The organism is Rahnella selenatireducens (genome assembly GCF_046449555.1).
Lineage (GTDB): Bacteria > Pseudomonadota > Gammaproteobacteria > Enterobacterales > Enterobacteriaceae > Rahnella > Rahnella selenatireducens.
The window spans coordinates 522,555-545,511 of record NZ_JBKEZJ010000001.1 but is presented as its reverse complement, the minus strand read 5'-3'; the positions used below and the strand labels follow the sequence as shown (position 1 = coordinate 545,511).

The 22,957-nt window shown below is 51.9% G+C and carries 18 protein-coding genes; 7 read left to right on the top strand and 11 right to left on the bottom strand.

The window, feature by feature from the left end; genetic code table 11:
* The first annotated feature begins 64 nt into the window (after positions 1–64).
* Positions 65–928, top strand: a complete 864-nt coding sequence (gene alkA / locus ACLBVC_RS02645) for a DNA-3-methyladenine glycosylase 2 (RefSeq protein WP_410148089.1) — start codon at positions 65–67, stop codon at positions 926–928.
* Here alkA and ACLBVC_RS02640 read toward each other — a convergent pair whose 3' ends face one another.
* Both ACLBVC_RS02640 and mgtE read right to left on the bottom strand, forming a co-directional pair.
* A complete protein-coding gene (locus ACLBVC_RS02640; protein WP_410147901.1) occupies positions 929–3,196 on the bottom strand; it encodes a PAS domain S-box protein in 2,268 nt (755 codons plus the stop codon). It abuts the gene before it with no gap.
* A gap of 205 nt (positions 3,197–3,401) precedes the next feature.
* Positions 3,402–4,841, bottom strand: coding sequence for a magnesium transporter (gene mgtE / locus ACLBVC_RS02635; protein WP_410147899.1), 1,440 nt, complete (start codon positions 4,839–4,841; stop codon positions 3,402–3,404).
* Between the two features lie 741 nt (positions 4,842–5,582).
* Here mgtE and ACLBVC_RS02630 point away from each other — a divergent pair.
* Positions 5,583–7,814: a sensor domain-containing phosphodiesterase gene (locus tag ACLBVC_RS02630; protein ID WP_410147897.1), complete on the top strand. Its 2,232-nt coding sequence runs from the start codon at positions 5,583–5,585 to the stop codon at positions 7,812–7,814.
* Positions 7,815–7,886: 72 nt separating this feature from the next.
* Here the strand turns inward: ACLBVC_RS02630 and ppx are convergent, their stop codons facing one another.
* The 5 genes from ppx to purM form a co-directional block, all read right to left on the bottom strand.
* Positions 7,887–9,437 (bottom strand): exopolyphosphatase, encoded by a 1,551-nt coding sequence (gene ppx, locus ACLBVC_RS02625; protein WP_410147896.1) that lies wholly within the window; start codon positions 9,435–9,437, stop codon positions 7,887–7,889.
* A gap of 22 nt (positions 9,438–9,459) precedes the next feature.
* Complete coding sequence (ppk1, locus tag ACLBVC_RS02620; protein ID WP_410148087.1) at positions 9,460–11,529, bottom strand: polyphosphate kinase 1; 2,070 nt, start codon at positions 11,527–11,529, stop codon at positions 9,460–9,462.
* Between the two features lie 304 nt (positions 11,530–11,833).
* Positions 11,834–12,409, bottom strand: a complete 576-nt coding sequence (gene speG, locus ACLBVC_RS02615) for a spermidine N1-acetyltransferase (RefSeq protein ID WP_152327934.1) — start codon at positions 12,407–12,409, stop codon at positions 11,834–11,836.
* A 224-nt stretch (positions 12,410–12,633) separates the two neighbouring features.
* On the bottom strand, positions 12,634–13,272 hold the full coding sequence (gene purN / locus ACLBVC_RS02610; RefSeq protein ID WP_410147895.1) for a phosphoribosylglycinamide formyltransferase: 639 nt from the start codon (positions 13,270–13,272) through the stop codon (positions 12,634–12,636).
* Positions 13,273–13,299: 27 nt separating this feature from the next.
* Positions 13,300–14,337: a phosphoribosylformylglycinamidine cyclo-ligase gene (gene purM / locus ACLBVC_RS02605; protein WP_410147894.1), complete on the bottom strand. Its 1,038-nt coding sequence runs from the start codon at positions 14,335–14,337 to the stop codon at positions 13,300–13,302.
* A 233-nt stretch (positions 14,338–14,570) separates the two neighbouring features.
* Here purM and upp point away from each other — a divergent pair, with 233 nt between their 5' ends.
* The 3 genes from upp to hda all read left to right on the top strand — a co-directional run bounded on the left by upp (position 14,571) and on the right by hda (position 17,442).
* The gene (upp, locus tag ACLBVC_RS02600; RefSeq protein WP_104922995.1) at positions 14,571–15,197 is read left to right on the top strand and encodes a uracil phosphoribosyltransferase; all 627 of its coding nucleotides are present in this window, start codon (positions 14,571–14,573) and stop codon (positions 15,195–15,197) included.
* A gap of 79 nt (positions 15,198–15,276) precedes the next feature.
* Complete coding sequence (gene uraA, locus ACLBVC_RS02595; RefSeq protein WP_410147893.1) at positions 15,277–16,569, top strand: uracil permease; 1,293 nt, start codon at positions 15,277–15,279, stop codon at positions 16,567–16,569.
* A gap of 165 nt (positions 16,570–16,734) precedes the next feature.
* Positions 16,735–17,442 (top strand): DnaA inactivator Hda, encoded by a 708-nt coding sequence (hda, locus tag ACLBVC_RS02590; protein WP_410148085.1) that lies wholly within the window; start codon positions 16,735–16,737, stop codon positions 17,440–17,442.
* 60 nt (positions 17,443–17,502) lie between these two features.
* Here hda and arsC read toward each other — a convergent pair whose 3' ends face one another.
* Entirely contained in the window at positions 17,503–17,859 is a 357-nt protein-coding gene (arsC, locus tag ACLBVC_RS02585; protein ID WP_410147892.1) for an arsenate reductase (glutaredoxin), read from the bottom strand.
* A 26-nt stretch (positions 17,860–17,885) separates the two neighbouring features.
* The gene (gene bepA, locus ACLBVC_RS02580; RefSeq protein WP_458351912.1) at positions 17,886–19,421 is read right to left on the bottom strand and encodes a beta-barrel assembly-enhancing protease; all 1,536 of its coding nucleotides are present in this window, start codon (positions 19,419–19,421) and stop codon (positions 17,886–17,888) included.
* 261 nt (positions 19,422–19,682) lie between these two features.
* On the opposite strand from bepA, the gene ACLBVC_RS02575 reads away from it, so the two are divergent.
* The gene (locus tag ACLBVC_RS02575) at positions 19,683–20,747 is read left to right on the top strand and encodes an AI-2E family transporter (protein WP_410147891.1); all 1,065 of its coding nucleotides are present in this window, start codon (positions 19,683–19,685) and stop codon (positions 20,745–20,747) included.
* Between the two features lie 108 nt (positions 20,748–20,855).
* Here the strand turns inward: ACLBVC_RS02575 and bcp are convergent, their stop codons facing one another.
* On the bottom strand, positions 20,856–21,323 hold the full coding sequence (gene bcp / locus ACLBVC_RS02570; RefSeq protein WP_165059358.1) for a thioredoxin-dependent thiol peroxidase: 468 nt from the start codon (positions 21,321–21,323) through the stop codon (positions 20,856–20,858).
* A gap of 25 nt (positions 21,324–21,348) precedes the next feature.
* Positions 21,349–21,915 (bottom strand): glycine cleavage system transcriptional repressor, encoded by a 567-nt coding sequence (locus ACLBVC_RS02565; RefSeq protein ID WP_152327942.1) that lies wholly within the window; start codon positions 21,913–21,915, stop codon positions 21,349–21,351.
* 145 nt (positions 21,916–22,060) lie between these two features.
* On the opposite strand from ACLBVC_RS02565, the gene dapA reads away from it, so the two are divergent.
* Positions 22,061–22,942 (top strand): 4-hydroxy-tetrahydrodipicolinate synthase, encoded by an 882-nt coding sequence (gene dapA / locus ACLBVC_RS02560; protein ID WP_410147890.1) that lies wholly within the window; start codon positions 22,061–22,063, stop codon positions 22,940–22,942.
* Positions 22,943–22,957 lie beyond the last annotated feature (15 nt).

The following is a 22,957-nucleotide window of genomic DNA, read 5'->3' as shown; positions in this document are numbered from 1 at the left end:
TACTTTTGATTTCATAAAGCCTCCTCTCCGGAGGCTTTTTCATAAGGATCGTCCTGTGACAAAAATGCTTCTGGCTTATCAGCCGCCGTACGACTGGCAGTGGATGAGCACTTTTCTTGGCGCACGCGCCTTGCAGGGCGTCGAGCAGCAGGACGGCGAGTTTTATCAGCGCACGCTGGCTGTTATGCACAACGGCAATCGGCTGACCGGCTGGTTGCGGCTGCGTCCCTTGCCGGAGAAAAACGTTGTCGAGCTGGAGGTTTCGCCCTCGCTGGCAGTGGTTGCGGAAAACGTGGCGCAGCAGGTGCGGCGGTTGGTGGATCTCGATGCGCAGCCGGACGTGATTGCGCAGGGTTTAGGGCGGCTCGCCGAAAACTCGCCGGGTCTGAGATTGCCGGGCTGCGTTAATCGGTTTGAACTGACGGTCAGGGCAATTCTCGGGCAACTGGTCAGCGTGAAAATGGCAGCAACGTTAGCGACCCGTCTGACGGAGAAATGGGGTGAACCGGTCACCACGCCTTTCCCGGCACTTACGCATCTTTTTCCCTCTCCGGCGAGTGTGGCTCAGCTGACCGTGGACGATTTACGCGGGATTGGCGTACAGGCGAAACGCGCCGCGTGCCTCATTGGTATCGCTCAGGCGGTGGAAGCGGGGCGTTTGCCGCTCGATGATATGAATGATGCGCAGGATGGCGTGAAGCAATTGCTGGCGATGCCGGGCATTGGCAGCTGGACGGCGAGCTATGTCGCGATGCGCGCCTGGTCTGCGCCGGATGTTTTTCTGGGCGGCGATTATCTGATTAAGCAGCGCTTTCCTGGTATGACACCGGGGAAAATCGCCCGTTACGCCGAAGTTTGGACACCGTGGCGCACGTACGCCACGTTGCATTTATGGTTTAACAATGACTGGCAGCCTGATTTGCCCTGATTATTCCGTACCGGTCTGAGGCGGCTGTGAAGAATGTGGGGCATGGGCGGTGGCAGTTTTCTGATCGGCTTCATATTTGAAAACCTGTCCGCGTCCGTTACGTTTGGCGGTATAACAGGCCATATCTGCCTGTGCCATAAACTCACTGCCGCTGGTGTACGGATTACAAATCTGCGTTAGCCCGGCGCTGGCGCCAATGCGATAGGTTTTCTCTTCCCATATAAACAGGTACGCGTTGATCTTATCCACCAGTTGCTGAACCATGCCGAGCCCTTGTTCCATCGGACAATCAAACAGGATCAGCGCAAATTCATCGCCCCCCAGACGCGCCAGACGGTCGCTGTTACGGATGTGTTCCTGCATCAGCGCACTCAGCTGGCGTAACAGCTCATCGCCCGCCGCGTGACCGGCGCTGTCGTTAATGGCTTTAAAGCGGTCAAGGTCGATAAACGCCAGAGTATGGATCTGCTGACGCGTCGCCGTCAGGTTGAGTGCTTTTTTCAGACTTGATTCAAAACTGCCCCGGTTTGCCAGCCCGGTCAGCAAATCGTGTGACGCGCTGTGGCTGAGTTTGCGCATCAGCTCGCGGGATTTACTGACGTCCTGAAGCACCAGCACGATACCGATCGGTTCATCTTTCAGCGTGCGCAGCGGCGAAACGGCCAGCTGGACATCGAATAAACCCGTGGCGTGACCGTGCAGAACTAAAGAACTTTCGACGGAAGAGTGCAGATTTTCGTTGATATCGAACTGCATCAGGTTATCGATCATCGGCCCGTCAGGTCCTTTGCTGATCAGGACGATACGGTTTACCGGCTGCCCCTGCGCCTGTTGTTCTGTCCAGCCAGTCATTTTCTCCGCCACCGGATTCATGAACGTAATATTCATATTCCGATCGGTAGAAATCACGGCTTCATTGATTGAATTCAAAGTGATATGCAGCAGTTCTTTTTCTTCGTGCAGAGCCTCAGACAGCCGTTTGTTGGTCATTTCCGTGTGTTTGAGTTCGTTAATATCCTCAACCTGAGAAATGAAATACAGCGGGTTGTGATGCTCATCGCGTACCAGTGAAACGGCCAGTAACGCCCAGACGATTTCACCGTTGCGGCGTAAATAGCGTTTTTCCATGGTGTAGCTTTGAATTTCATCGTTCAGCAACTGCTGGAACAGTGTGAGATCTTTGCCCAAATCTTCCTGATAGGTGATTTCCTGGAACGTCAGCGTGATCAGATAATCGGCTTCATAGCCCAACAGATGACACAGCGCTTTGTTGACCTGCAGCAGTTTTCCCTGCGGGGAAACCAGCGTCATCCCGATGGCCGAATATTCCATGGCATTACGAAAGCGGTTTTCGCTCTGAGTAATATGTGATTTCTCGGTGCGCAGGGAATGCATCACCATCGCCATCGCGTTAGCAGGCATCAGGATCAGCAGCAGCGGCAGGAAAATTAATCCCTGGGGGATCTGCACGGTTGTATGGGGCTGGACGGTGATTATCCCGCTGGTGTGCAGCAGGGCAATCATCAGCGTCATCGACAGGAAAATAATGAAGGCTTCAATACGCGGCAAACGGATGGCGCACCACAGCAGAGGAATAGTAATAAACGCGAAGGTATAAGGCAGCCATTTTAGCGCCAGAAAACCGGCGAGCAACGTCAGTGTAAACGTCAGGAATAGCTCAAAAAAACGCTGCGACGTGAGGTTCTTGCTGAAATAACCCCGCTGATAAATCAGCCCCAGCGGCGTTAGCGCCAGGATCGCCACGGCCTCGGACATAAACCAGGTGGCAAAACGGTTTTGCAGTTCAGCGGGTGAATGAATGTGCAGAATAAACAACATCATGATCACAGAACTGACCAGCGGACAGAAAACGACGGCAATCAGCAAAAATTTCACCCAGGAACTCAGGCCGGAAAGCGGATCCTGCTGCGGCAACATCCGGCGCAACAAGACGGCACACAAAGACGCTTCAATCAGGTTGTTAAGCAGATAAGGAACATAGCGCGGAAACGGCGTGCCCATGACCGCGTGGGCGGCGGCAATGCCCACAGACGCGGCGCAAAGCAGCGGCAACCACTGGCGAAAATGATGATGAAACAGGACCGGAATGAGCAACGCCGTCGGCAGCCATAGACCCGCCAGGCTGGACTGTCTCTGAATAATGTTCATGCACGCGAGCGCGAGCAGGCAGATAGCAATGCCTAAAAGCAGGGAGGCTTTCCAGTCAGCCCTGTGAATAATGAGAGAAGGTGGTTGGCTTCTTTCCACTATGAAAACCCTTTTCTGACCGGCGGCTAATGACAAACAAATGCGATGATGACTATTGTTGTATTTTTCACTCGTCGCGGCAGTGTGTTGATCGCGCGGCGGCGTGTTATCAGTATCGGAAAATCAGAATGAATTATTAATATAAATTCTACATTACGTTGTAATAGATAACGAATATTCCGGCCCGAAAGCCGGAAAGTGTGCGTCAAAGCAAGAAAATGGTGGCAAGACCCAGGAAGATAAAGAAACCACCGGTGTCCGTTAGCGCGGTGATCATCACGCTGGAACCGACGGCAGGGTCACGGCCAAGGCGAACCATGGTCAGAGGAATAACCACGCCCATCAGCGCGGCCAGAAGCAGATTCAGCACCATCGCCAGCGTCATAACCGCGCCCATTTGCCAGTCGCTGTACAGCAACCAGGTGACGATGCCCATCAGCCCGCCCCACACCAGACCGTTAATCAGCGCAACGCCAAGCTCCCTGAACATCAGAAATTTCAGGTTGCCCACCTGAACGTGGTGCAGCGCCAGCCCGCGGACAATCATTGTGATCGTCTGGTTACCGGTGTTACCGCCAATCCCGGCGACAATCGGCATCAGTGCGGCCAGCGCCACTAGCTGCGAGATGGTATGTTCAAACAGGCCGATAACACGCGAGGCGACAAAAGCCGTACACAAATTGATGGCCAGCCACGCCCACCGGTTTCGCACGGCTTTGCTGACCGGAGAAAACACATCTTCTTCCGGGCTTAGACCGCCCATACGGCGCAGATTACTGTCGGTATCGTTATTCACGAAATCAACAATCTCTTCCACTGCCAGACGCCCCATCAGCTTGCCCTTTTTATCCACCACCGGGGCGGTAATCAAATCATAACGCTCAAATGCGCTGGCCGCGTCTTCGGCCTTATCTTCCGGCTCAAAGCTGGTGAAGTCGGTGATCATGACGTCAGAAACTGGCGTATGAGGCGGGTTTAGCAAAATCGTGGTCAGCGGAAGTTCGCCGAGAAGCGTATTTTTTCTGTCTGTAATGAATAACTTATCGGTCGCCTGCGGGATAGTTTTACGCAGACGAAGAAAGCGCTGCACGGTGCCCAGCGTGACATCGGGACGAACGCTGAGCAGCTCGAAATCCATGATACGGCCCACGCATTCTTTGCTGAACTTCATGACCTCACGGACTTTATCGCGCTGACGCGGGTCAAGGGATGTCAGAACCCGGCCAATCAGGTCTCGAGGCAGGTATTCGGCGAGATAAACCTGATCGTCCACGTCGAGCAGTGACATGGCTTTCAGCAGGTCTTTATCGCTCATTTCTTCGATCAGACTGTCCCAGACCGTTTCTGACACTTCGACCAGGGCTTTACCGCGTGCGGAGGGGTCAACCAGACTCCACAGCGCCAGACGTTCACGGATAGGCAAAGCTTCCAGTACGTCGGCGACGTCCGCCGCATGCAGTTTTTGGACGCGTGCGCTGAGCTCTGCGGTGTGATCCATCAGTGCGGCGCGCGTTTCGTCATTGACTTCCGGGTTTTCGCCCAGAATGCTCTCAGCCAGATTATCGGTATTGAGAAGGAGATCGAGGATCCTGCTGCGGCTTTCCGCCAGCTTTTGGCCGTAATTCTTAGGTTTTTCGGCAGACATTTGGGGTCCTTATTCCTTGAAGTAGCGGCAACTTTTCAGCGTACCGGTACATGTTTTATCGGGTGTCTGATCTTGTCGGCTTTCGGTTGGCGTTTCGGATTGTTTCTGATTCTGATGATGCGAATACGCGCCGAAAGCAGAGTAAATGAGACGTCCGAACAAAATAATGAAGCTTATCGATAAAACGATTTTCGTCATCTTGATGTTGGATTTTCGAGACATAATTAAGCTCGCTTAAGTGAGTCTTTGCTCCGGTGGCGGGAATGAAAGAGGATAAATGATAATATTTACAATATATAACAGAACTAAACGGGCAACCAGATAATCGGAAAAAGTGACAAACTCAGTGACAATCCTATTGCGGGTGCTCAATGCTCTAAATAATTTCTCTTTTTTTTTCAAGATTCTGATAAATCGAATAAGATTTTTCCTTTCATTCATCACGTGATTAATTTGTCTTTGACGGTTTTTAGTGAAAACCCTAAAGATTCTATTTAATGATCTGCGTCAAAAGATTTAAGATAAGTCGCATTAGAATCCAGCCATATTTTAAATATCTGCGACCCGGATTTCGTCCGCTGTATTCTTTTTTCTTCCGCACTTTTCTGTGAAATGACATTAATGCAACGATAATTGAGAGCGGAGCTGTCGCCATTGCTACCGGACTGCCTGTCTGGCGTTCGTTACACCCTAAACCAAACACTGCTGCATGAAGTTCATGCGCAAACATAGATGGACTTGATGCGTAAAAATTTCTCCTGGTATGACCTGCGCCACAAATGGTGGGGGCTTCCCGTTATTTGCGCGCTGGTGTTGATCCCAGTGACGTCATGGCTTTCGCCGATCATTATGCTGCCGGAAGGCCGGACGTATCTGATCTACATGCCGCTGGCAACGTGCGTTGCCTTATTGATGGTATTTGACTGGGCGGCTTTCCCCGGCATTGTCCTGACGCTTTTCCTGCGTTATTACCTGCGGATCGGTTTCGACATGAGTGTGCTGATGACGGTGATTTACTTCACGTCACTGTTTCTCGCGTGGCTGGGATACCGCTGGCAGGCCGGGAGCCGCTGGTCTGCACCGTTGGGATTAATGACGCTGGCAAAAGTCCGTGTCGCCTGGTTACTGATTTTCCTGACGTTCTTTTTTATTATCGTGTTGCAGATTGTTGTGGAGAGCGGGCTGCTGCCGGGCTATCTGGGCATGGCGACCGCAGAATTCGTCACTCTCAGAACGCTGGTCAATTTGCAGGCGATGATTCTGGGCATACTGCTTAACTCTCACCTGATCTACTTGGTTATCCGTCTGATACGTCAGCCACGCTACTTCCGCGTGCTACGCATGATGTTGAGAAAACAACGTGCGCCGGGCGTGAAAACTCTCGAAGTATTGCTGTGGTTTGTCGTGCTGACTGTCATGGTGACGTTGCTGTGCTTACCAGGTCTCAGCGAGCCGTTTACCAAAATTCTGCTCAGCGACTACACACTGACGCTGCTGTTCCCGGTGCTGCTGTTTGGCGCTCTGCGTTATGGCTATTACTTCATCAGTATTGTCTGGACGATTACGCTCACTGTTTTATTTAATAACTATCAGGGGTTTATCTCGGAACACGGATTTATCCATAATCTGGTCTTTGTTTCGGCGCTAATGCTGGTTTATACCGTGACGCTGTTGATGATGTCGGTGCTTTCTTCCCGTCAGCGTCTTCTGATGAAGAAATTCAGTGCTGCTGCTTTGCAGGATCCGGTATTTGGCCTGCCAAACCTGCGTGCGTTTAACCGTGATTTAGCCCGGCATCCGCGCTCTATGCTCTGTTTCATCCGTGTTTCGGATATGGATGTGCTGAGCCGCAACTACGGTATGCAACTGCGTATCCAGTTCAAACAGCAACTGGCGCTGGGGCTGAAACCTTATCTGCAGGACGGGGAACGTGTTTATCATCTTCCGGGATATGATCTGGTTCTGCGGCTTAACTGTGAGGATGCCGACACAAAATTGCAGAACCTGCATGATTATCTGGAAGATTTTCGTTTGATTTGGAACGGGCTGCCGCTGCATCCAAACATCGGTTTATCCTATTGCACTGTGTATTCACCGGTTGAGCATTTGCCGATTTTGCTCGGCGAACTGAGCGGTATTGCGGAAGTTTCCCTGACCACCGGCCAGCCGGAATCCAATAAAAGCGACCACAGCCAGGTACAGCTGGAGATCAAAGAGAAAGTCGACATGCTGCATAAAATACAGCGCGCGCTTGATGATGACCGCTTTGTGCTGATGGCACAGCCGATACTGGGCGTACGCGGTGACAGCTATCATGAAATTCTGTTGCGTCTGTTTGACGGTGAGCAGGAATCGCTGGTAACACCGGACAAATTCCTGCCTGTCGTACATGAGTTTGGTCTTTCTTATCAGATGGATATGTGGGTTCTGCGGCATACGTTGATGTTTATTCATCAGAACCGCGTGCGTCTTCCCAGCCTGCGGTTTGCCGTGAACTTTACGCCATCCACGCTGTGCCGGCCGACGTTCACCCGCGATTTCAAAATGCTGATGCTGGAATATGAGATTGAACCGTTCCAGATCGTTTTAGAGGTCACGGAATCGCATCTACTGCAGAACATGAAATACGCGGACTACGCGATGCGCGAACTGCGCTCTTATGGCTGCCGGATTGCGATTGACGACTTCGGCACCGGCTACGCCAGCTATGGCCGCCTCAAGGCGATTCAGGCCGATATTCTGAAGATTGACGGCAGTTTTGTGCGCAACATGCTGACCGATCCGCTGGACGGTTATATCGTGCAGTCAATTTGTCAGGTGGCGCGCATGAAACATCTGTCGATTGTGGCGGAATACGTGGAAACCGAAGAGCAGAAAGCGGCACTTCACGCACTGGGCGTGGATTATATGCAAGGGTATCTGGTGGGCAAGCCCCAGCCGCTGGCTTCGCTGCTGGAATTTCAAAAAAACTGATTTATCAGTACGCTGAAAAATAAAAAGCCCTCTGAGCACAAAATGCCAGAGGGCTTTTTTATATCACCGGATTTACTTGTCGGAGGGGTCGGCGTCCTCTTCTTCGAGCATCAGTTTCCAGCCCGTGACATCGTTCCAGTAGCTTTGTTCGCGTTCGAAATCGAGCTGAACCAGGTTGTTCTGGGCCAGATATCCGGCCGGGAAACGCAGCGTCCAGTGATTATCATCGGTCGATAACCGCAGGGATTCCGGCGTGGTTGTCGACTGACGCTGGTTATTGAGCAACGCCCCCAGACGCAACAGTTGAATCAGCGGAATATAATGCTTCTTCTTAAACAAATTCAGGCGCGGCAGTTCTTCCAGCTTGATGGCTTTGCGGTGGAAGCGTACCAGTGTCGCCAGCAGCGTTTGCTGCTCCTGATTAAAGCCCGGCAAATTAGTATTTTGCAGGATATAAGAAGAGTGCTTGTGCATACCAGTGTGGTTAATGCTCAGGCCAACTTCATGCAACATGGCGCTGAATTTAAGCAGAGATTCCAGCTGCGGTTGCACCAGTTTGGTATTTTGCGCCAGCCATTGGGCATACAACTGTTCGGTCGTTTCCAGCACGCGGCGCGCCTGTTCCCGGTCGATATTGTAATGCTCAGCCAGACTTTTCGCCGTGCGGGTGCGGATATCCTGGTGACGGAAACGGCCTTCCATTTCGTACAACACGCCTTCACGCAGCGCACCGTCGGAAAGACGCAATTCTTTCACAGCCAGTGCATCAAACACGCCGCGCAGGATAGCCAGGCCGGGAATGAAGACTGACTTGCGATCTTCTGACAATCCCGGTAGATCCAGCGCACTGAAATTCTTAAAGTTCAGCACGGCTTCGGTCAGCATTTCCAGCCTTTCAGGGGTAATCAGACCGTCTTTCTCACCCATTTCAACCAGCACTTCATGGGCGGCTTTGATGCTGCCAGACGCGCCCAGAGCATACTGCCAACCTTGCAGACGATACTGCCACGCCAGCGTTTCGAGTTTCTGTGCGGCGGCGAGTTGTGCGCGTTTGAAATTGCTGCGGCTGATTTCACCTTCCGGGAAAAACATCTGTGCGAAGCTGACACAGCCCATACGGCGGCTTTCGGCCAGCAGTGGCTCGAAATCTTCGCCGATGACCAGTTCAGTTGAACCGCCACCAATATCGACCACCAGCTTGCGGCCTTTTTCCGGCTGCGTGTGTTCAACGCCCATAAAAATCAGACGAGCTTCTTCTTGTCCGGAAATAATTTCTATCGGATACGGAATCACTTCGGCGGCGCGCTTGAGGAATTCCTCAGCATTCACCGCCTGACGCAGCGTATGGGTTCCAACGATGGTGACGTTATTTTCTGGAAAACCCTGCAGGCGTTCAGCGAATAAAGCCAGGCAATCCAGCCCGCGTTGAATGGCTTCTTCACTGAGCACATTTTTATTGTCGAGGCCATCGGCCAGGTGAACGCGCTGTTTCAGGCGTCCCAACACCTGCAATGCGCCGTTAACGACGCGCGCAATGACCATATGGAAACTGTTCGACCCGAGGTCGATTGCAGCAATTTCCTGTGGCTTGGCATTCAATGGGCTGCTGCTTTTAAGGGGCATAGTTGTGTAACGCTCCAGGGGTTCAGACTTGCTGACTTTGTTGTTCCAGATCTTTGAGATATTCGTAAATCGCCAGTTGTGCGCGCACTTTGCGGCGATTTCCGCGTGGAACATACCGGTTGCTTAGTTCTTTATCAATCACTCTGGCTTTTACCGTGTCGCTGAACAGTAATTCGAGAATGTCCAGAACGCGCTGTTTGAGGCGCGGGTCGAGCAGGGCGACTGCCACTTCAATACGGTAATCGATATTTCGGGTCATCCAGTCGGCAGAAGACAGGAAGACTTTGGTATCGCCACCGTTTTCAAAGACATAAACGCGATCGTGTTCGAGATAGCGGTCAATGATACTGGTGACCTGAATGTTTTCGCTGAAGCCGGGTAAATTGGGCACCAGCGAGCACATGCCACGGATCAGAAGGCGGATTTTAACGCCCACATTTGACGCGACGTACAGACGATCAATCAACCCTTTGTCCACCAGATTGTTGATCTTCAGCGTAATACCACCGGTTCCGCCGGCCTGGACATTGGCGATTTCTTTGTCGATCAACCGGTAAAGCATGTCCCGCGAGTTCTGCGGCGACACCATCAGATGTTCGAAAGAAACAGGGCGGTAAGGGTTTTCAATAAAGTTGAAAACGCGGCGGACTTCGTTAGTGATACGCGCATCGGCGGTCAGCAGCGAATAGTCGGTATAAAGTCGGGCGGTTTTCTCGTTAAAGTTACCGGTCCCAATATGAGCATAGCGGACAATTTCATCGCCTTCGCGGCGCGAGATAAGAAAGAGTTTTGCGTGAATTTTCAAACCCGGCGCAGAGAAAATAACGTGTACACCGGCTTCCGTCAGACGTTTCGCCCAGTGAATGTTGGCTTCTTCATCGAAACGCGCCTGCAACTCAACGACTACCGTCACTTTCTTGCCGTTATGCGCGGCGTGGATCATCGATTCAATAATGCGTGAGTCTTTCGCCACGCGGTAAATATTGATTTTTATCGATAAAACGTTCGGATCAAACGACGCCTGGCGCAACAGTTCGAGAACGTGCTCAAACGTGTGGTACGGATAATACAGCAACACGTCCTGCTCGCGGATGGCAGCAAAGCCGTTACGGAATTTATCAAACCACAAATGACGCAGGCGTGGCAGCGGGCGGTTGACCAGATTGGCTTTGCCGACGTTCGGGAAGCCAATGAAATCTTTAAAATTGTGGTAACGGCCACCGGCAATCACGGAATCGTAGTTGGAAATACCGAGCTTGCCGCGCAGCAATTCCACCATTTCATCCGGCATGTCACGCTGATAGACAAAACGCACCGGCTCGGCGGTCAGACGTTGTTTCAGGCTCGATGACATGAGTTCCAGCAGGCTGGATTCCATTTCCGTCACCAGATCGTATTCGGCGTCACGGGTCATTTTCATCGAATAGGCATTCAGCGCATCGTAATCAAAGAAGCCTTTGAAAATGTCGTCGAGGCAATAACGCAGGATGTTATCCAGCAGGATCATCGGCTTGCGGCGGCGCGGTGCTTCCGGCGGCAGATTGACGAAACGTGGAACTTTATCGGACGGGATTTCCAGCAGGGCGTAGTGAATCTCTTCGCCGCGGATAATTTCTACCGCCAGATAGGTGTAATCGTCTTTGAGGAACTGCACCAGATTGGTGTCGTGATTAATCAGAATCGGCGTAATGTGCTGGCGCAGCTGATGTTTGAAATACTGACGTAACCAGGCTTGCTGGTTTTCCGACACCTGACGTTCGTTAATCAGGAAAATTTGATTACGTGCCATTTCCAGCAGTAAATCGTTGTAGAGACTGTCGAATTCCTGATCAATGCGAAGTACTTTTGCCTGAATTTTTTTCAGCAAATGACGGGATGCGCCAAGAAAACCTTGTTCCTCGCTGATGAGGATCCGCCGTTTTAGATCAGCAAACCGGACTTTATAAAACTCATCCAGATTATTGGAATAAATCCCTAAAAAACGCATCCTTTCGATCAGGGGATTACTTTTGTCTGCCGCTTCCTGCAAGACGCGCTCGTTGAAGGACAGCCAGCTTAGTTCTTTCTCGATATAAAGCTTTTCCTGACCCATTTTCACTCCGTTCATTTGGCTTACAACCTGGCCCATACAGGCAAATTTGCCTGAAAACACCGCAATTTAACTCAACGTGATCTTCATGTTTCCCGTCCGTTTTAATGCCGGGCGCAACAGGAAGCCTTTTATGAGAGGGCCTAGTGTCTACTACCAATATTGCGAAAGATTGACAGGAAAGTCCAACACTACAGGGGATGAATTCAGGAGAGTTTTTACAGGGGGAATAAATGCGGATAAAAAGCGGGAAAAGTCTTACCGGTGAAGGCATTGTCGCCCTCACCGGTAAGGTATTTATGCGAAATCAGACGGCGCTGGCACCAATCAGAGATTCAGGTTTGACCTGAACAGGCTTGGTTTTGTATTTCGCCAGGAACTGCGGCTGGAAAATACACATGCGGATGGCGCTGCGATATTCACCATTCACAAAGAATTCCTGCTTCAGTTCACCTTCCAGTTCAAATCCGAGTTTGCTGTAAATATGAATCGCCTTTTTATTTTCTTTGTCGACGATTAAATACAGTTTATAGAGGTTCAGAACGGAGAAGGCATAATCCATGGCCAGGCGGACGGCATCACCGGCAAAGCCTTTGCCCTGATGCTGCGGGTCGATGATTATCTGAAATTCCGCGCGGCGGTGAATATGATTAATTTCGACCAGTTCGACTAATCCGACCGGCCCGCCCTGGAATTCAATAATAAAGCGACGCTCGCTTTGGTCATGAATATGTTTGTTATAGAGATCTGTCAGTTCGACGAACGCCTCGTAAGGCTCTTCAAACCAGTAACGCATGATGCTGGCGTTATTATCAAGACGGTGAACAAACGACAGGTCATCCTTTTCCAGTGGACGTAATCTGACGCTGTTATTGCTAAACATGGGGTGTTCCTCAAAAAATCAAAAAGCCGTTTTACCTGAGGTAACCTTCGTGAATATGAGATCTGAAACAACCGTGTTTCAGATGAAGGTCGGCGCACAAACGACGTTTAAACGTGCGCCGGGATGGGCATTATATCGGGTGAAATGTAAACAAGTGTCAAATGGTAGAAAATAAAAAACCGGCACGGAGCCGGTTTATAGTGAAATCATCGCGATTAAGCAGATTAATCTGCCGCGTAACCCTGTTCAGGTAGTGGATTGTTATCCAGTAACGCCTGACCATTTTTCAGGGACAAACGTCCTTCAATAAACCAGCTGACCACCAGCGGATAAATGCTGTGTTCCTGTGTTTGCACACGCGCCACCAGCTCTTCTTCTGTATCTTCGGTAAACACCGGGACTTTCGCCTGTAATATGACCGGGCCGCCATCAAGCTGCTCTGTGACAAAATGCACCGACGTGCCGTGTTCAGTATCCTGATTTTCAATCGCCTGACGATGAGTGTGAAGACCCGGATATTTCGGCAACAGGGAAGGGTGGATGTTGATCATTCGTCCGGCAAAACGCTGGACAAACTCTGCGGTGAGGATGCGCATATACCCGGCAAGTACCACCAGATCAGGTTGGAACGAATCAATGGCATCGGCCAGTGCGACGTCAAATGCAGCCCGATCTTCGTAGGCTTTCACATCCAGCGCATGCGCCGGAATGTGGGCTGAACGGGCTCTTTCAAGCCCGTAAGCGGCGGATTTATTACTGAAAACAGCGCAGATTTCTGCGTTGATTCTTCCCTGCTGGCAGGCATCGATCAGGGCCTGTAAATTGCTTCCCTCGCCCGATACCAGAACCACAATCCTTTTCATTTTTATACCTGTCTTCAGTGAGTTGAATTACTGGATGACAACACGTTCAGCGGAGTCAGAGGCTTTAATGTAGCCAATTTTCCACGCTTTTTCGCCATTATCGTTCAGTAAAGCAATCGCCTGTTCCGCCAGCTCAGCCGGAAGTGCTACCAGCATGCCGACACCGCAGTTGAAGGTACGATACATTTCGTGACGGCTGACGTTACCGGCGGTTTGCAGCCAGGTAAAGACATCCGGCCACTGCCAGCTTGATTCATTAATGATGACCTGAGTATTTTCCGGCAGAACGCGCGGAATATTCTCCCAGAAGCCGCCACCGGTCAGGTGAACGATACCGTGCACCTCGACGTTTTCGATCAGATTCAGGATCGATTTTACGTAAATTTTGGTCGGTGCAAGCAGATGGTCGGCCAGCGATTTGCCTGCCAGATCGGTAGTTTCCGGATTGGTTTTGCTGACTTCCAGAATTTTGCGCACCAGTGAGTAGCCGTTGGAATGCGGGCCGCTGGCGGCCAGGCCGATCAACACGTCGCCGTCAGCTACTTTGCTGCCGTCGATAATTTCTGATTTTTCCACCACGCCGACGCAGAAGCCCGCGACGTCGTAATCTTCGCCGTGGTACATCCCCGGCATTTCGGCGGTTTCGCCGCCAACTAACGCACACCCAGACTGTTTACAGCCTTCTGCAATACCGGTGATCACGCTGGCGGCGGTATCAACGTCCAGTTTGCCGGTGGCGTAGTAATCGAGAAAGAACAGCGGTTCAGCGCCCTGAACGATCAAATCGTTGACGCACATCGCGACCAGGTCGATACCGATGGTATCGTGGCGTTTTAAATCCATTGCCAGACGCAGCTTGGTGCCAACGCCGTCGGTACCTGAAACCAGCACGGGTTCGCGGTATTTTTGCGGCAGCGCGCAGAGAGCACCAAAACCGCCCAATCCACCCATAACTTCCGGGCGACGGGTCTGTTTTACTACACCTTTAATGCGATCTACCAATGCGTTACCGGCATCGATATCTACGCCTGCGTCTTTATAGCTGAGAGAGGTTTTGTCGGTCACTGCGAAGTCCCCACGGCGGTTTGGGTTGGTGGTTGAAAAATAATGCGCGGCAATTCTAACAGTGGAAGCAAACGTTTGCGAGCGCCTTATTCGGATGATGTTTTCAGGCTGACTATACTCTAACCGGGTTCCTGATGATCCAGATCAGGCTAATTCGTATGGCGTTCAAAAAAAATGGCGTTATAATCTCGCGATTTTTTTTTTGCAGCCCAACCACCTTAGGAGAATAAATAATGAAGATCGTCGAGGTGAAACACCCGCTGGTGAAACACAAGCTGGGCCTGATGCGTGAAAACGACATCAGCACGAAACGTTTTCGCGAACTGGCTTCTGAGGTGGGTAGTCTTCTGACGTATGAAGCGACTGCCGATTTAGAAACTGAAAAAGTGACTATCGAAGGTTGGTGCGGTCCGGTTGAAATCGACCAGATCAAGGGCAAGAAAATTACCGTTGTGCCAATTCTGCGTGCCGGTCTGGGCATGATGGAAGGCGTACTTGAACACGTCCCGAGCGCGCGTATCAGCGTGGTAGGCGTGTACCGCGATGAAGAAACCCTGAAGCCTGTGCCGTATTTCCAGAAGCTGGTGTCTAACATCGAAGAACGTCTGGCGCTGGTGGTTGACCCGATGCTGGCAACCGGCGGTTCCATGATCGCGACCATCGACCTGCTGAAAAAAGCGGGCTGCCAGAGCATTAAAGTTCTGGTGCTGGTGGCGGCACCGGAAGGGATCGCCGCTCTCGAAGCTGCGCACCCGGACGTCGAGCTGTACACCGCCTCGGTGGATCAGGGGCTCAACGAGAAAGGCTACATCATGCCGGGGCTCGGCGATGCGGGCGACAAGATATTTGGTACCAAGTAAGCAGCAAGCAATAGCCGACTGAGAAGTCGGCTTTTTTTTGATTTTTTTTTACTCGTCATCATTCACAGAGGATCAATTTATGACCCGTCGTGTCATCGGGGTAAGCGAACGTCCGCCTTTACTGCAGACAATCCCCCTGAGTTTCCAGCATCTGTTTGCCATGTTTGGTGCCACCGTTCTGGTTCCCATTCTGTTCAAAATTAACCCGGCAACGGTGCTGCTGTTCAATGGCATAGGGACTTTGCTGTATTTATTTGTCTGTAAAGGGAAAATACCGGCCTATCTGGGTTCAAGCTTCGCGTTCATTTCACCGGTGCTGTTGCTGTTACCGATGGGGTATGAAGTGGCGCTGGGCGGATTCATTGCCTGCGGCCTGTTGTTCTGCCTGGTGGCGCTGATTGTTAAGAAAGCCGGGATTGGCTGGATTAACGTGATGTTCCCGCCTGCGGCGATGGGCGCAATCGTTGCCGTCATCGGGCTGGAGCTGGCCGGAGTGGCTGCCAATATGGCCGGTTTGTTGCCGGCTGACGGCGTGCCGGTGGATTCCAAGACGATCATCATCTCTCTGGTGACGCTGTCGGTGACTATTCTGGGCTCCGTTCTGTTCCGTGGATTCCTCGCCATTATCCCGATTCTGATTAGCGTGCTGGTGGGGTATGCGCTGTCCTTCTTTATGGGCGTTGTGGATGTTTCTGCGATTGCAAACGCGCACTGGTTTGCTCTGCCAACTTTCTACACACCGCGTTTCGAATGGGTGGCGATCCTGACCATTTTGCCTGCAGCGCTGGTGGTTATTGCCGAGCACGTCGGGCATTTAGTCGTGACGGCCAACATTGTGAAGAAAGATTTGCTGCGTGATCCGGGCCTGCACCGCTCGATGCTGGCTAACGGCCTTTCTACCGTGTTATCCGGTTTCTTCGGTTCTACGCCAAACACCACGTATGGCGAAAATATTGGCGTGATGGCGATCACCAAGGTTTACAGCACATGGGTTATCGGCGGCGCGGCGATTCTGGCAATTCTGCTTTCCTGTATCGGAAAACTGGCAGCGGCAATTCAGGCCGTTCCGGTTCCGGTGATGGGTGGCGTTTCTCTGCTGTTGTACGGTGTGATTGGCGCGTCCGGTATCCGCGTGCTGATTGAATCTAAAGTGGATTACAACAAAGCGCAGAACCTGATCCTGACTGCGGTGATCCTGATCATCGGCGTCAGCGGCGCGAAGATCCACATCGGTGCGGCGGAGCTAAAAGGCATGGCGCTGGCCACGATTGTCGGTATCTTCCTGAGCCTGCTGTTCAAAGTGATTGAGATTTTCCGTGGCGAAGAACAGATCATTGATGTTGAAGACGAGCGGGAAAATCCGCCAGCCTGAGGGGGATCATTCCTGACCGGTTTGCCAGCACGCAACCGGTCTGGTGCTCGGATCGCAAGCGGTTGCACCGGGCACAGTTCATTTCACCGCGGATCCTTGCTAGAATTCGGCAGTTCCTTTTATTGACGTGACAACATCTGCGGTCTTCATACCGCTTTGGTTGAGGTGCTTCTGAATACGCCGGCACAGCTTTCCCTGCCACTTTATCTGCCCGATGATGAGATTTTTGCCAGTTTTCATCCGGGGGAAAACTCTTCTCTGCTTTCTGCGATTCAGACCGCATTGCAACAGGAACACGGCACGTACATTTATTTCTGGTCCCGTGAAGGCGGTGGCCGCAGCCATCTTTTACATGCAGCCTGCGCCGAATTATCGCAACGCGGTGAAGCCGTGGGTTATGTGCCTTTAGACAAGCGCGCTTATTTCGTCCCTGAAGTGCTGGACGGCATGGAGCATCTGGCGCTGGTTTGCATTGATAATATCGAAGGGATTGCCGGAGATGATGAATGGGAAGCGGCCGTTTTCCATCTTTATAACCGCATTCTCGAAACTGGCCGCACGCGCCTGTTTATTACCGGCGATCGTCCTCCGCGCCAGCTGAATCTCAGCTTGCCGGATCTCGCTTCCCGCCTCGACTGGGGGCAAATCTACAAACTCCAACCGCTTTCCGATGAAGAAAAACTTCAGGCATTACAGCTGCGCGCCAAACTGCGCGGTTTTGAATTGCCGGAGGATGTGGGGCGTTTCCTGTTAAAACGTCTGGATCGCGAAATGCGGACATTGTTCATGACGCTGGATCAGCTCGATCGCGCGTCCATCACAGCGCAGCGGAAACTCACGATCCCGTTTGTGAAAGAAATTCTCGGGCTGTAAATCAGGGGGGACCGGAGAGGATCCGGGTTCGTGTGACGAACCCGAATTTGACGCGGGCAATTACAAAATCTCTTTCACCTGTTCCGGTGGCCGGCCTAAACGCGCTTTGCCGTTGGCGATCACAATCGGACGTTCAATCAGTTTCGGGTTTTCCACCATCGCCTGTAAAAGCTGGGCCTCACTCAGATTTTTATCGGCCAGATTCAGCGTCTTATAAATCTCCTCGCCTTTACGGATTAACTCCCGCGCAGAGCTGAAGCCCAGTTTTTTCAGCAAATATTGCAACGTTTCGACAGACGGAGGCATGTCCAGATACAGGATCACTTCCGGCGTAATGCCTTCATCTTCCAGCAGTTTCAACGTTTCGCGACTCTTTGAGCAGCGCGGATTGTGATAAATCGCAACTTCACCTGACATAACTTTCTCCCTGATAGATTCAGACATCAGCCTTTCTGATACTGACGGAAACGCCCCTGCAACTGGCGGAGCTGATCAATACGTGCGTCGTAACGTGCCTGTTCCAGGCTGCCTAATTTCTGCAATGCACTGGCATTACTCAGCATTTCAATTGCCTGATCCAGACGTCCAACCAGCGCCATACTTTCAGCGCGTGCGGCCAGTTCCTGAGCACGCAAGCCTTGCGCGGCGGCAGCCTGAGACAATAAATCCCAGCCGTTCGGGTCGCCCGGATAATTGAACGTATAACGGTTCAGAATTTTCATGGCATTCGCCGGTTTTGCGCCTTCCAGATAGGCGTTTGCGAGGTTCAGCTGCAAAACAGGGTTGGAACTGGTCGCAGCACCAGCTTGCTCCAGACGGGCGATCGCCTGCGGAGCGCGTTTACTGTCGATGTCATTATCGGTGGATAAATCGAGCAACCATTCGTTGCCCGGATAGGTTGTCAGCAGCGGCTCAAGAATGGCGCGCGCCTGATCGAATTTTTTCGCTTTATAGAACTGTAACGCGTGGCCGTATTTCGCTGCCAGCTGTTCTCGGATGTTGCCATTGCTCAGTTTGTTCAGATAGTCATCGGAGAGCGGATAGCTTTCTGAACCGTACATCCCGAGGATGCGCACTTTCGCCATCACGTAGTCCTGTGACGACTGGACGAACATATGCGGCATCTGGTTGGCGCGGTTACGGATATCGGCGAGACGGCTGTCAGGCAGCGGGTGCGTCAGCAGCATTTCCGGCGGACGTGTCGAATAACTGGCCTGATCGGCAAGCTTTTGCAGGAATGCGGGCATCGCCTGCGGATCAAACCCGGAGCGCTGCAACACCTGGATCCCGATTCGGTCAGCTTCCTGTTCGTTGGCCTGTGTGAAACTGATCATCCCCTGCGCGGTTCCGGCCAGCGTGCCGGTCAGCGCCGCCATACCCATTTGCGGACTGGCCATTGCCAGAAGAATCGATCCGAGCGCGCCAACCCAAGTCAGCGGCGCGTTACGCTGCTGATCTTCCATCGCACGCGCCAGATGGCGTTGCGTTACGTGAGAAATTTCGTGCGCCATCACAGAAGCCAGCTGGCTTTCGTTATCGGTATAACGGAACAGCGACGAGTGAAGCACCACGTTGCCGCCGAAGAAGGCAAAGGCGTTCAGCTCATCATTGTTGACGATAAAGAAATGGAAAGGCGTGCGGACGGAATATGCGTGGGCGACCAGACGTTGTCCGAGCGCGTTAATGTATTGATTCAGCAGCGGATCGTTTATCAGCGGCGTACTGGCGCGCATCTGACGGACGTAAAAATCGCCCATCTGCAATTCCTGATTGATACTGAGCGTCCCGCCTGCTGTTGTGCCGATATCAGGAAGCTGATCGCTTGACACTGGCGCTGACGGTGAACGGGTGTTTTGGGATGAAGAACCAACGGGCGTCGACCAGAATGAACTGTCGTCGGCTCCTGCGGGTAGGACTGTGCCAGTGAACAGGCTGCCAAGACACAGGGCGATCACCGTTTTTTTCAACCGCATTACCATAAACATTTGCTTCCCAATAAGTTAACCGCCATGCCGATAAGCATTAAGAGCTTTTCGTCCATGAACTGTTGGTCACATTGCTATTTTGTGACGCTTTTCTTTGCTCTGCTCTCTATAGTAGCTATCCTCGTGAGAGTTTAAAACACTCCGCAGCTACAGTTGTGTGACAACGAAATTTGAAGATAGTTACTTGTGTCTGAGCGCGCAGGGAACCTACAGCGCAAACCCGCCAGACCCGGAATTTACAGGAGTGTTCTCACGATGTTGGACATGTTATTGCAATGGTATCGCCGCCGTTTTACTGACCCGCAGGCCATCGCGCTGCTGGCTATTCTGGTGGCGGGTTTTTGTATTCTTTATTTCCTCAACGGCATTCTGGCACCGCTTTTAGTGGCGATTGTGCTGGCGTATTTACTGGAATGGCCGACGGTGCGGCTGCAACATATCGGGCTGACGCGCACGCTGTCGGTCAGTGTAGTGCTGATTATATTTGCCGGTATTTTACTGCTCGGCATGTTTGTGGTGGCGCCGGTGACGTGGCAGCAAGGCGTCAATTTGCTGGCCGATTTGCCGAGTATGCTTAACCGTTTCTATGATTTTGCCGCCACGTTGCCCAAACGTTATCCGGCGCTGGTGGATGCGGGCATCATTGATATGATGGCCGAAAACCTGCGCAGCAAGCTGTCGGGGCTGGGCGAATCCGTAGTGAAGTATTCACTGGCGTCGCTGGTCGGGTTACTAACGCTGGCGATCTACCTGATTCTGGTGCCGATGATGGTGTTCTTTTTGCTCAAGGATAAAGAGCAGATGCTGAATGCTGTGCGCCGCATTTTGCCCCGCGATCGCGGTCTGGCCGGGCAAGTCTGGGCAGAGATGAACCAGCAAATCACCAATTATATCCGCGGAAAAGTGCTGGAAATGATCATCGTGGGTGTGGCGACCTATCTGGTGTTCTGGATTATGGACTTGCGTTATTCGCTCTTACTGGCCGTTCTGGTGGGCGTATCGGTTCTGATCCCGTACATCGGCGCGATGCTGGTCACCATTCCGGTCGTCATTGTGGCGATGTTCCAGTGGGGGCTTGGTGCGGATTTCTGGACGCTGATCGTGGCATATCTGGTGGTTCAGGGATTGGACGGCAACGTTATTGTGCCGCTGCTGTTCTCGGAAGCAGTGAACCTGCATCCGCTGGTGATTATTCTGTCGGTGGTGGTATTCGGCGGACTGTGGGGATTCTGGGGCGTATTCTTCGCGATACCGCTTGCCACACTGGTCAAGGCCGTGGTTCATGTCTGGCCGGATGAATCCCTGAACGAAACCGTTTAGAAGAGCGGCGGGTTTTGGTTTAGCAGCAATAAAAAAAGCGCGTCTGCGCTTTTTTATTTTCCACTACCGCAAGCCAACCTTGTGATGGTGTGAAGGTTACCTTTTGGCTCAGTTGCCGTTGAGGTAAGCCATCACAATGTCGTGGTGGTTGGTGGTTTTAAAGTCGTCGAAGACCTTCTCAACGTTGCCATTTCCATCGAGCAGGAAGCTGATGCGATGGATGCCGTCGTAGGTTTTCCCCATAAAGGATTTTTCACCCCAGACGCCAAACTGTTCGCAAACCTGATGATCTTCATCGGACAGTAATGTGAAGTTCAGCAGCTCTTTTTCTGCGAAGCGTGACAGTTTTTCTGGCTTATCGGTGCTGATCCCCAACACTTCAACGCCTGCGCTTTTCAACTGATCCATGTTGTCGCGAAGACCGCAGGCCTGCACGGTGCAGCCCGGCGTCATCGCTTTAGGGTAGAAATAGACCAGGACTTTCTGTCCCTGGAAGTCGGCCAGATTAATTTGTTCACCATCTTGATCGGGCAAACTAAATTGCGGCGCAGGATCACCGGCTTTCAGTGGGCTCATTGTCTTTCTCCGTATCTCTTAGCGGTTACTGCAGTTTATCTTCATTCTCAGAATAACTAACGACGTTAATACTGCCTTGCGCTTTCAGTTCTGTACATAGCTGATGGAAAGCTTGCTCAATAATTGCCGGGTCGGTATTGGCGGCACTGTGCGCGGTCATCTGAATAGATAACTGCGCAGGCGTGGTCGCATCGGCCGGACGTGTTTTTGACGCAAGTTCGGCGATATTCATCTGATGTGTATCGAATAAATCAGTAAAACGCTCAATCAGATGAGGGGAGTCTTTGACATCCACTTTTACCCAAACCGTAGCAGGCATCGGCGGGCGTTCATGTGCGCTGGTACGCTTCATCACGATCAATAATTCCAGCTCTGCGCCTTTTTGCGGCAGGGTAGATTCAATCAGCGTGATGGCATTCCAGCTGCCGGAAAGCAGCATAATAAACGTAAATTCATCACCGAGCATCGCCAGACGGCTGTCTTCGATATTACAGCCGCAGCTGCTGACCTGACGGGTGATGGTGTTCACGATACCCGGACGATCGGCACCTAATGCGGTAATAACCAGATAATGTTGTTGTGGCTGCGGCAAATTGTGTCTTCCTGTCGTGCTTGGGAGTATTCCCAAGGTAAACATAAAAAAAACCGCCGGACAAGCGCTTACCGCTCGTTGTTTGCTTGCTTTTGCAGTGGTGTCAAAAGTACCATGAGTGACCTGTTTGTGGAGGGGAAGGTCAATGTTTACGGGAAGTATTGTTGCACTGGTTACGCCGATGGACACCAAAGGTGCTGTCGATCGCGCGAGTCTGAAAAAACTGATTGATTATCATGTGTCCAGTGGTACTGCGGCGATCGTTTCCGTTGGCACGACCGGTGAGTCGGCAACGTTAAGCCATGAAGAGCACGGTGACGTGGTTCTTCAGACGCTGGAACTGGCCGATGGGCGCATTCCTGTTATCGCAGGCACAGGGGCAAATGCCACCGCTGAAGCGATTTCTCTTACACAACGCTTTGAAAAAAGTGGCGTTGTTGGCTGCCTGACAGTCACTCCGTATTACAACCGCCCGACGCAGGAAGGCCTGTATCAGCATTTCAAAGCGATTGCTGAAAACACGTCTCTGCCGCAAATTCTCTACAACGTGCCTTCACGTACCGGCTGCGATATGTTGCCGCCGACCATCGCGCGTTTAGCAAAATTGAAGAATATTGTTGCTGTTAAAGAGGCAACAGGGAACTTAAGTCGTGTTAGTCAGATCCAAGTGCTGGTTGATGATGAAGATTTCATTCTGCTGAGCGGCGATGACGCCAGCGGTCTGGACTTTATGCAACTCGGCGGCAAGGGCGTCATTTCCGTCACTGCCAACGTAGCTGCCCGTGAAATGGCTCAACTGTGTGAGCTGGCGGCCGCCGGTAACTTTGCCGAAGCGCGTCGCCTGAATCAGCGCCTGATGCCGTTGCATCAGCATTTGTTTGTAGAAGCAAACCCAATCCCGGTGAAATGGGCCTGTAAGGCACTGGGTTTGATGGCAACCGATACTCTGCGTCTGCCTATGACGCCGTTAACAGATGCTGCCCGTCCGGTCGTGGAAGAAGCATTAAAAAACGCCGGTTTGCTGTAACTCTTAGGAAGATTT

Coding starts and splice junctions, on each gene's coding strand:
- alkA (WP_410148089.1), top strand. CDS start 65: ATGCTTCTGGCTTATCAGCCGCCGTACGACTGGCAGTGGATGAGCACT.
- mgtE (WP_410147899.1), bottom strand. CDS start 4,841: ATGTCTGCCGAAAAACCTAAGAATTACGGCCAAAAGCTGGCGGAAAGC.
- ACLBVC_RS02630 (WP_410147897.1), top strand. CDS start 5,583: ATGCGTAAAAATTTCTCCTGGTATGACCTGCGCCACAAATGGTGGGGG.
- ppx (WP_410147896.1), bottom strand. CDS start 9,437: ATGCCCCTTAAAAGCAGCAGCCCATTGAATGCCAAGCCACAGGAAATT.
- ppk1 (WP_410148087.1), bottom strand. CDS start 11,529: ATGGGTCAGGAAAAGCTTTATATCGAGAAAGAACTAAGCTGGCTGTCC.
- speG (WP_152327934.1), bottom strand. CDS start 12,409: ATGTTTAGCAATAACAGCGTCAGATTACGTCCACTGGAAAAGGATGAC.
- purN (WP_410147895.1), bottom strand. CDS start 13,272: ATGAAAAGGATTGTGGTTCTGGTATCGGGCGAGGGAAGCAATTTACAG.
- upp (WP_104922995.1), top strand. CDS start 14,571: ATGAAGATCGTCGAGGTGAAACACCCGCTGGTGAAACACAAGCTGGGC.
- uraA (WP_410147893.1), top strand. CDS start 15,277: ATGACCCGTCGTGTCATCGGGGTAAGCGAACGTCCGCCTTTACTGCAG.
- arsC (WP_410147892.1), bottom strand. CDS start 17,859: ATGTCAGGTGAAGTTGCGATTTATCACAATCCGCGCTGCTCAAAGAGT.
- bepA (WP_458351912.1), bottom strand. CDS start 19,421: ATGGTAATGCGGTTGAAAAAAACGGTGATCGCCCTGTGTCTTGGCAGC.
- ACLBVC_RS02575 (WP_410147891.1), top strand. CDS start 19,683: ATGTTGGACATGTTATTGCAATGGTATCGCCGCCGTTTTACTGACCCG.
- bcp (WP_165059358.1), bottom strand. CDS start 21,323: ATGAGCCCACTGAAAGCCGGTGATCCTGCGCCGCAATTTAGTTTGCCC.
- dapA (WP_410147890.1), top strand. CDS start 22,061: ATGTTTACGGGAAGTATTGTTGCACTGGTTACGCCGATGGACACCAAA.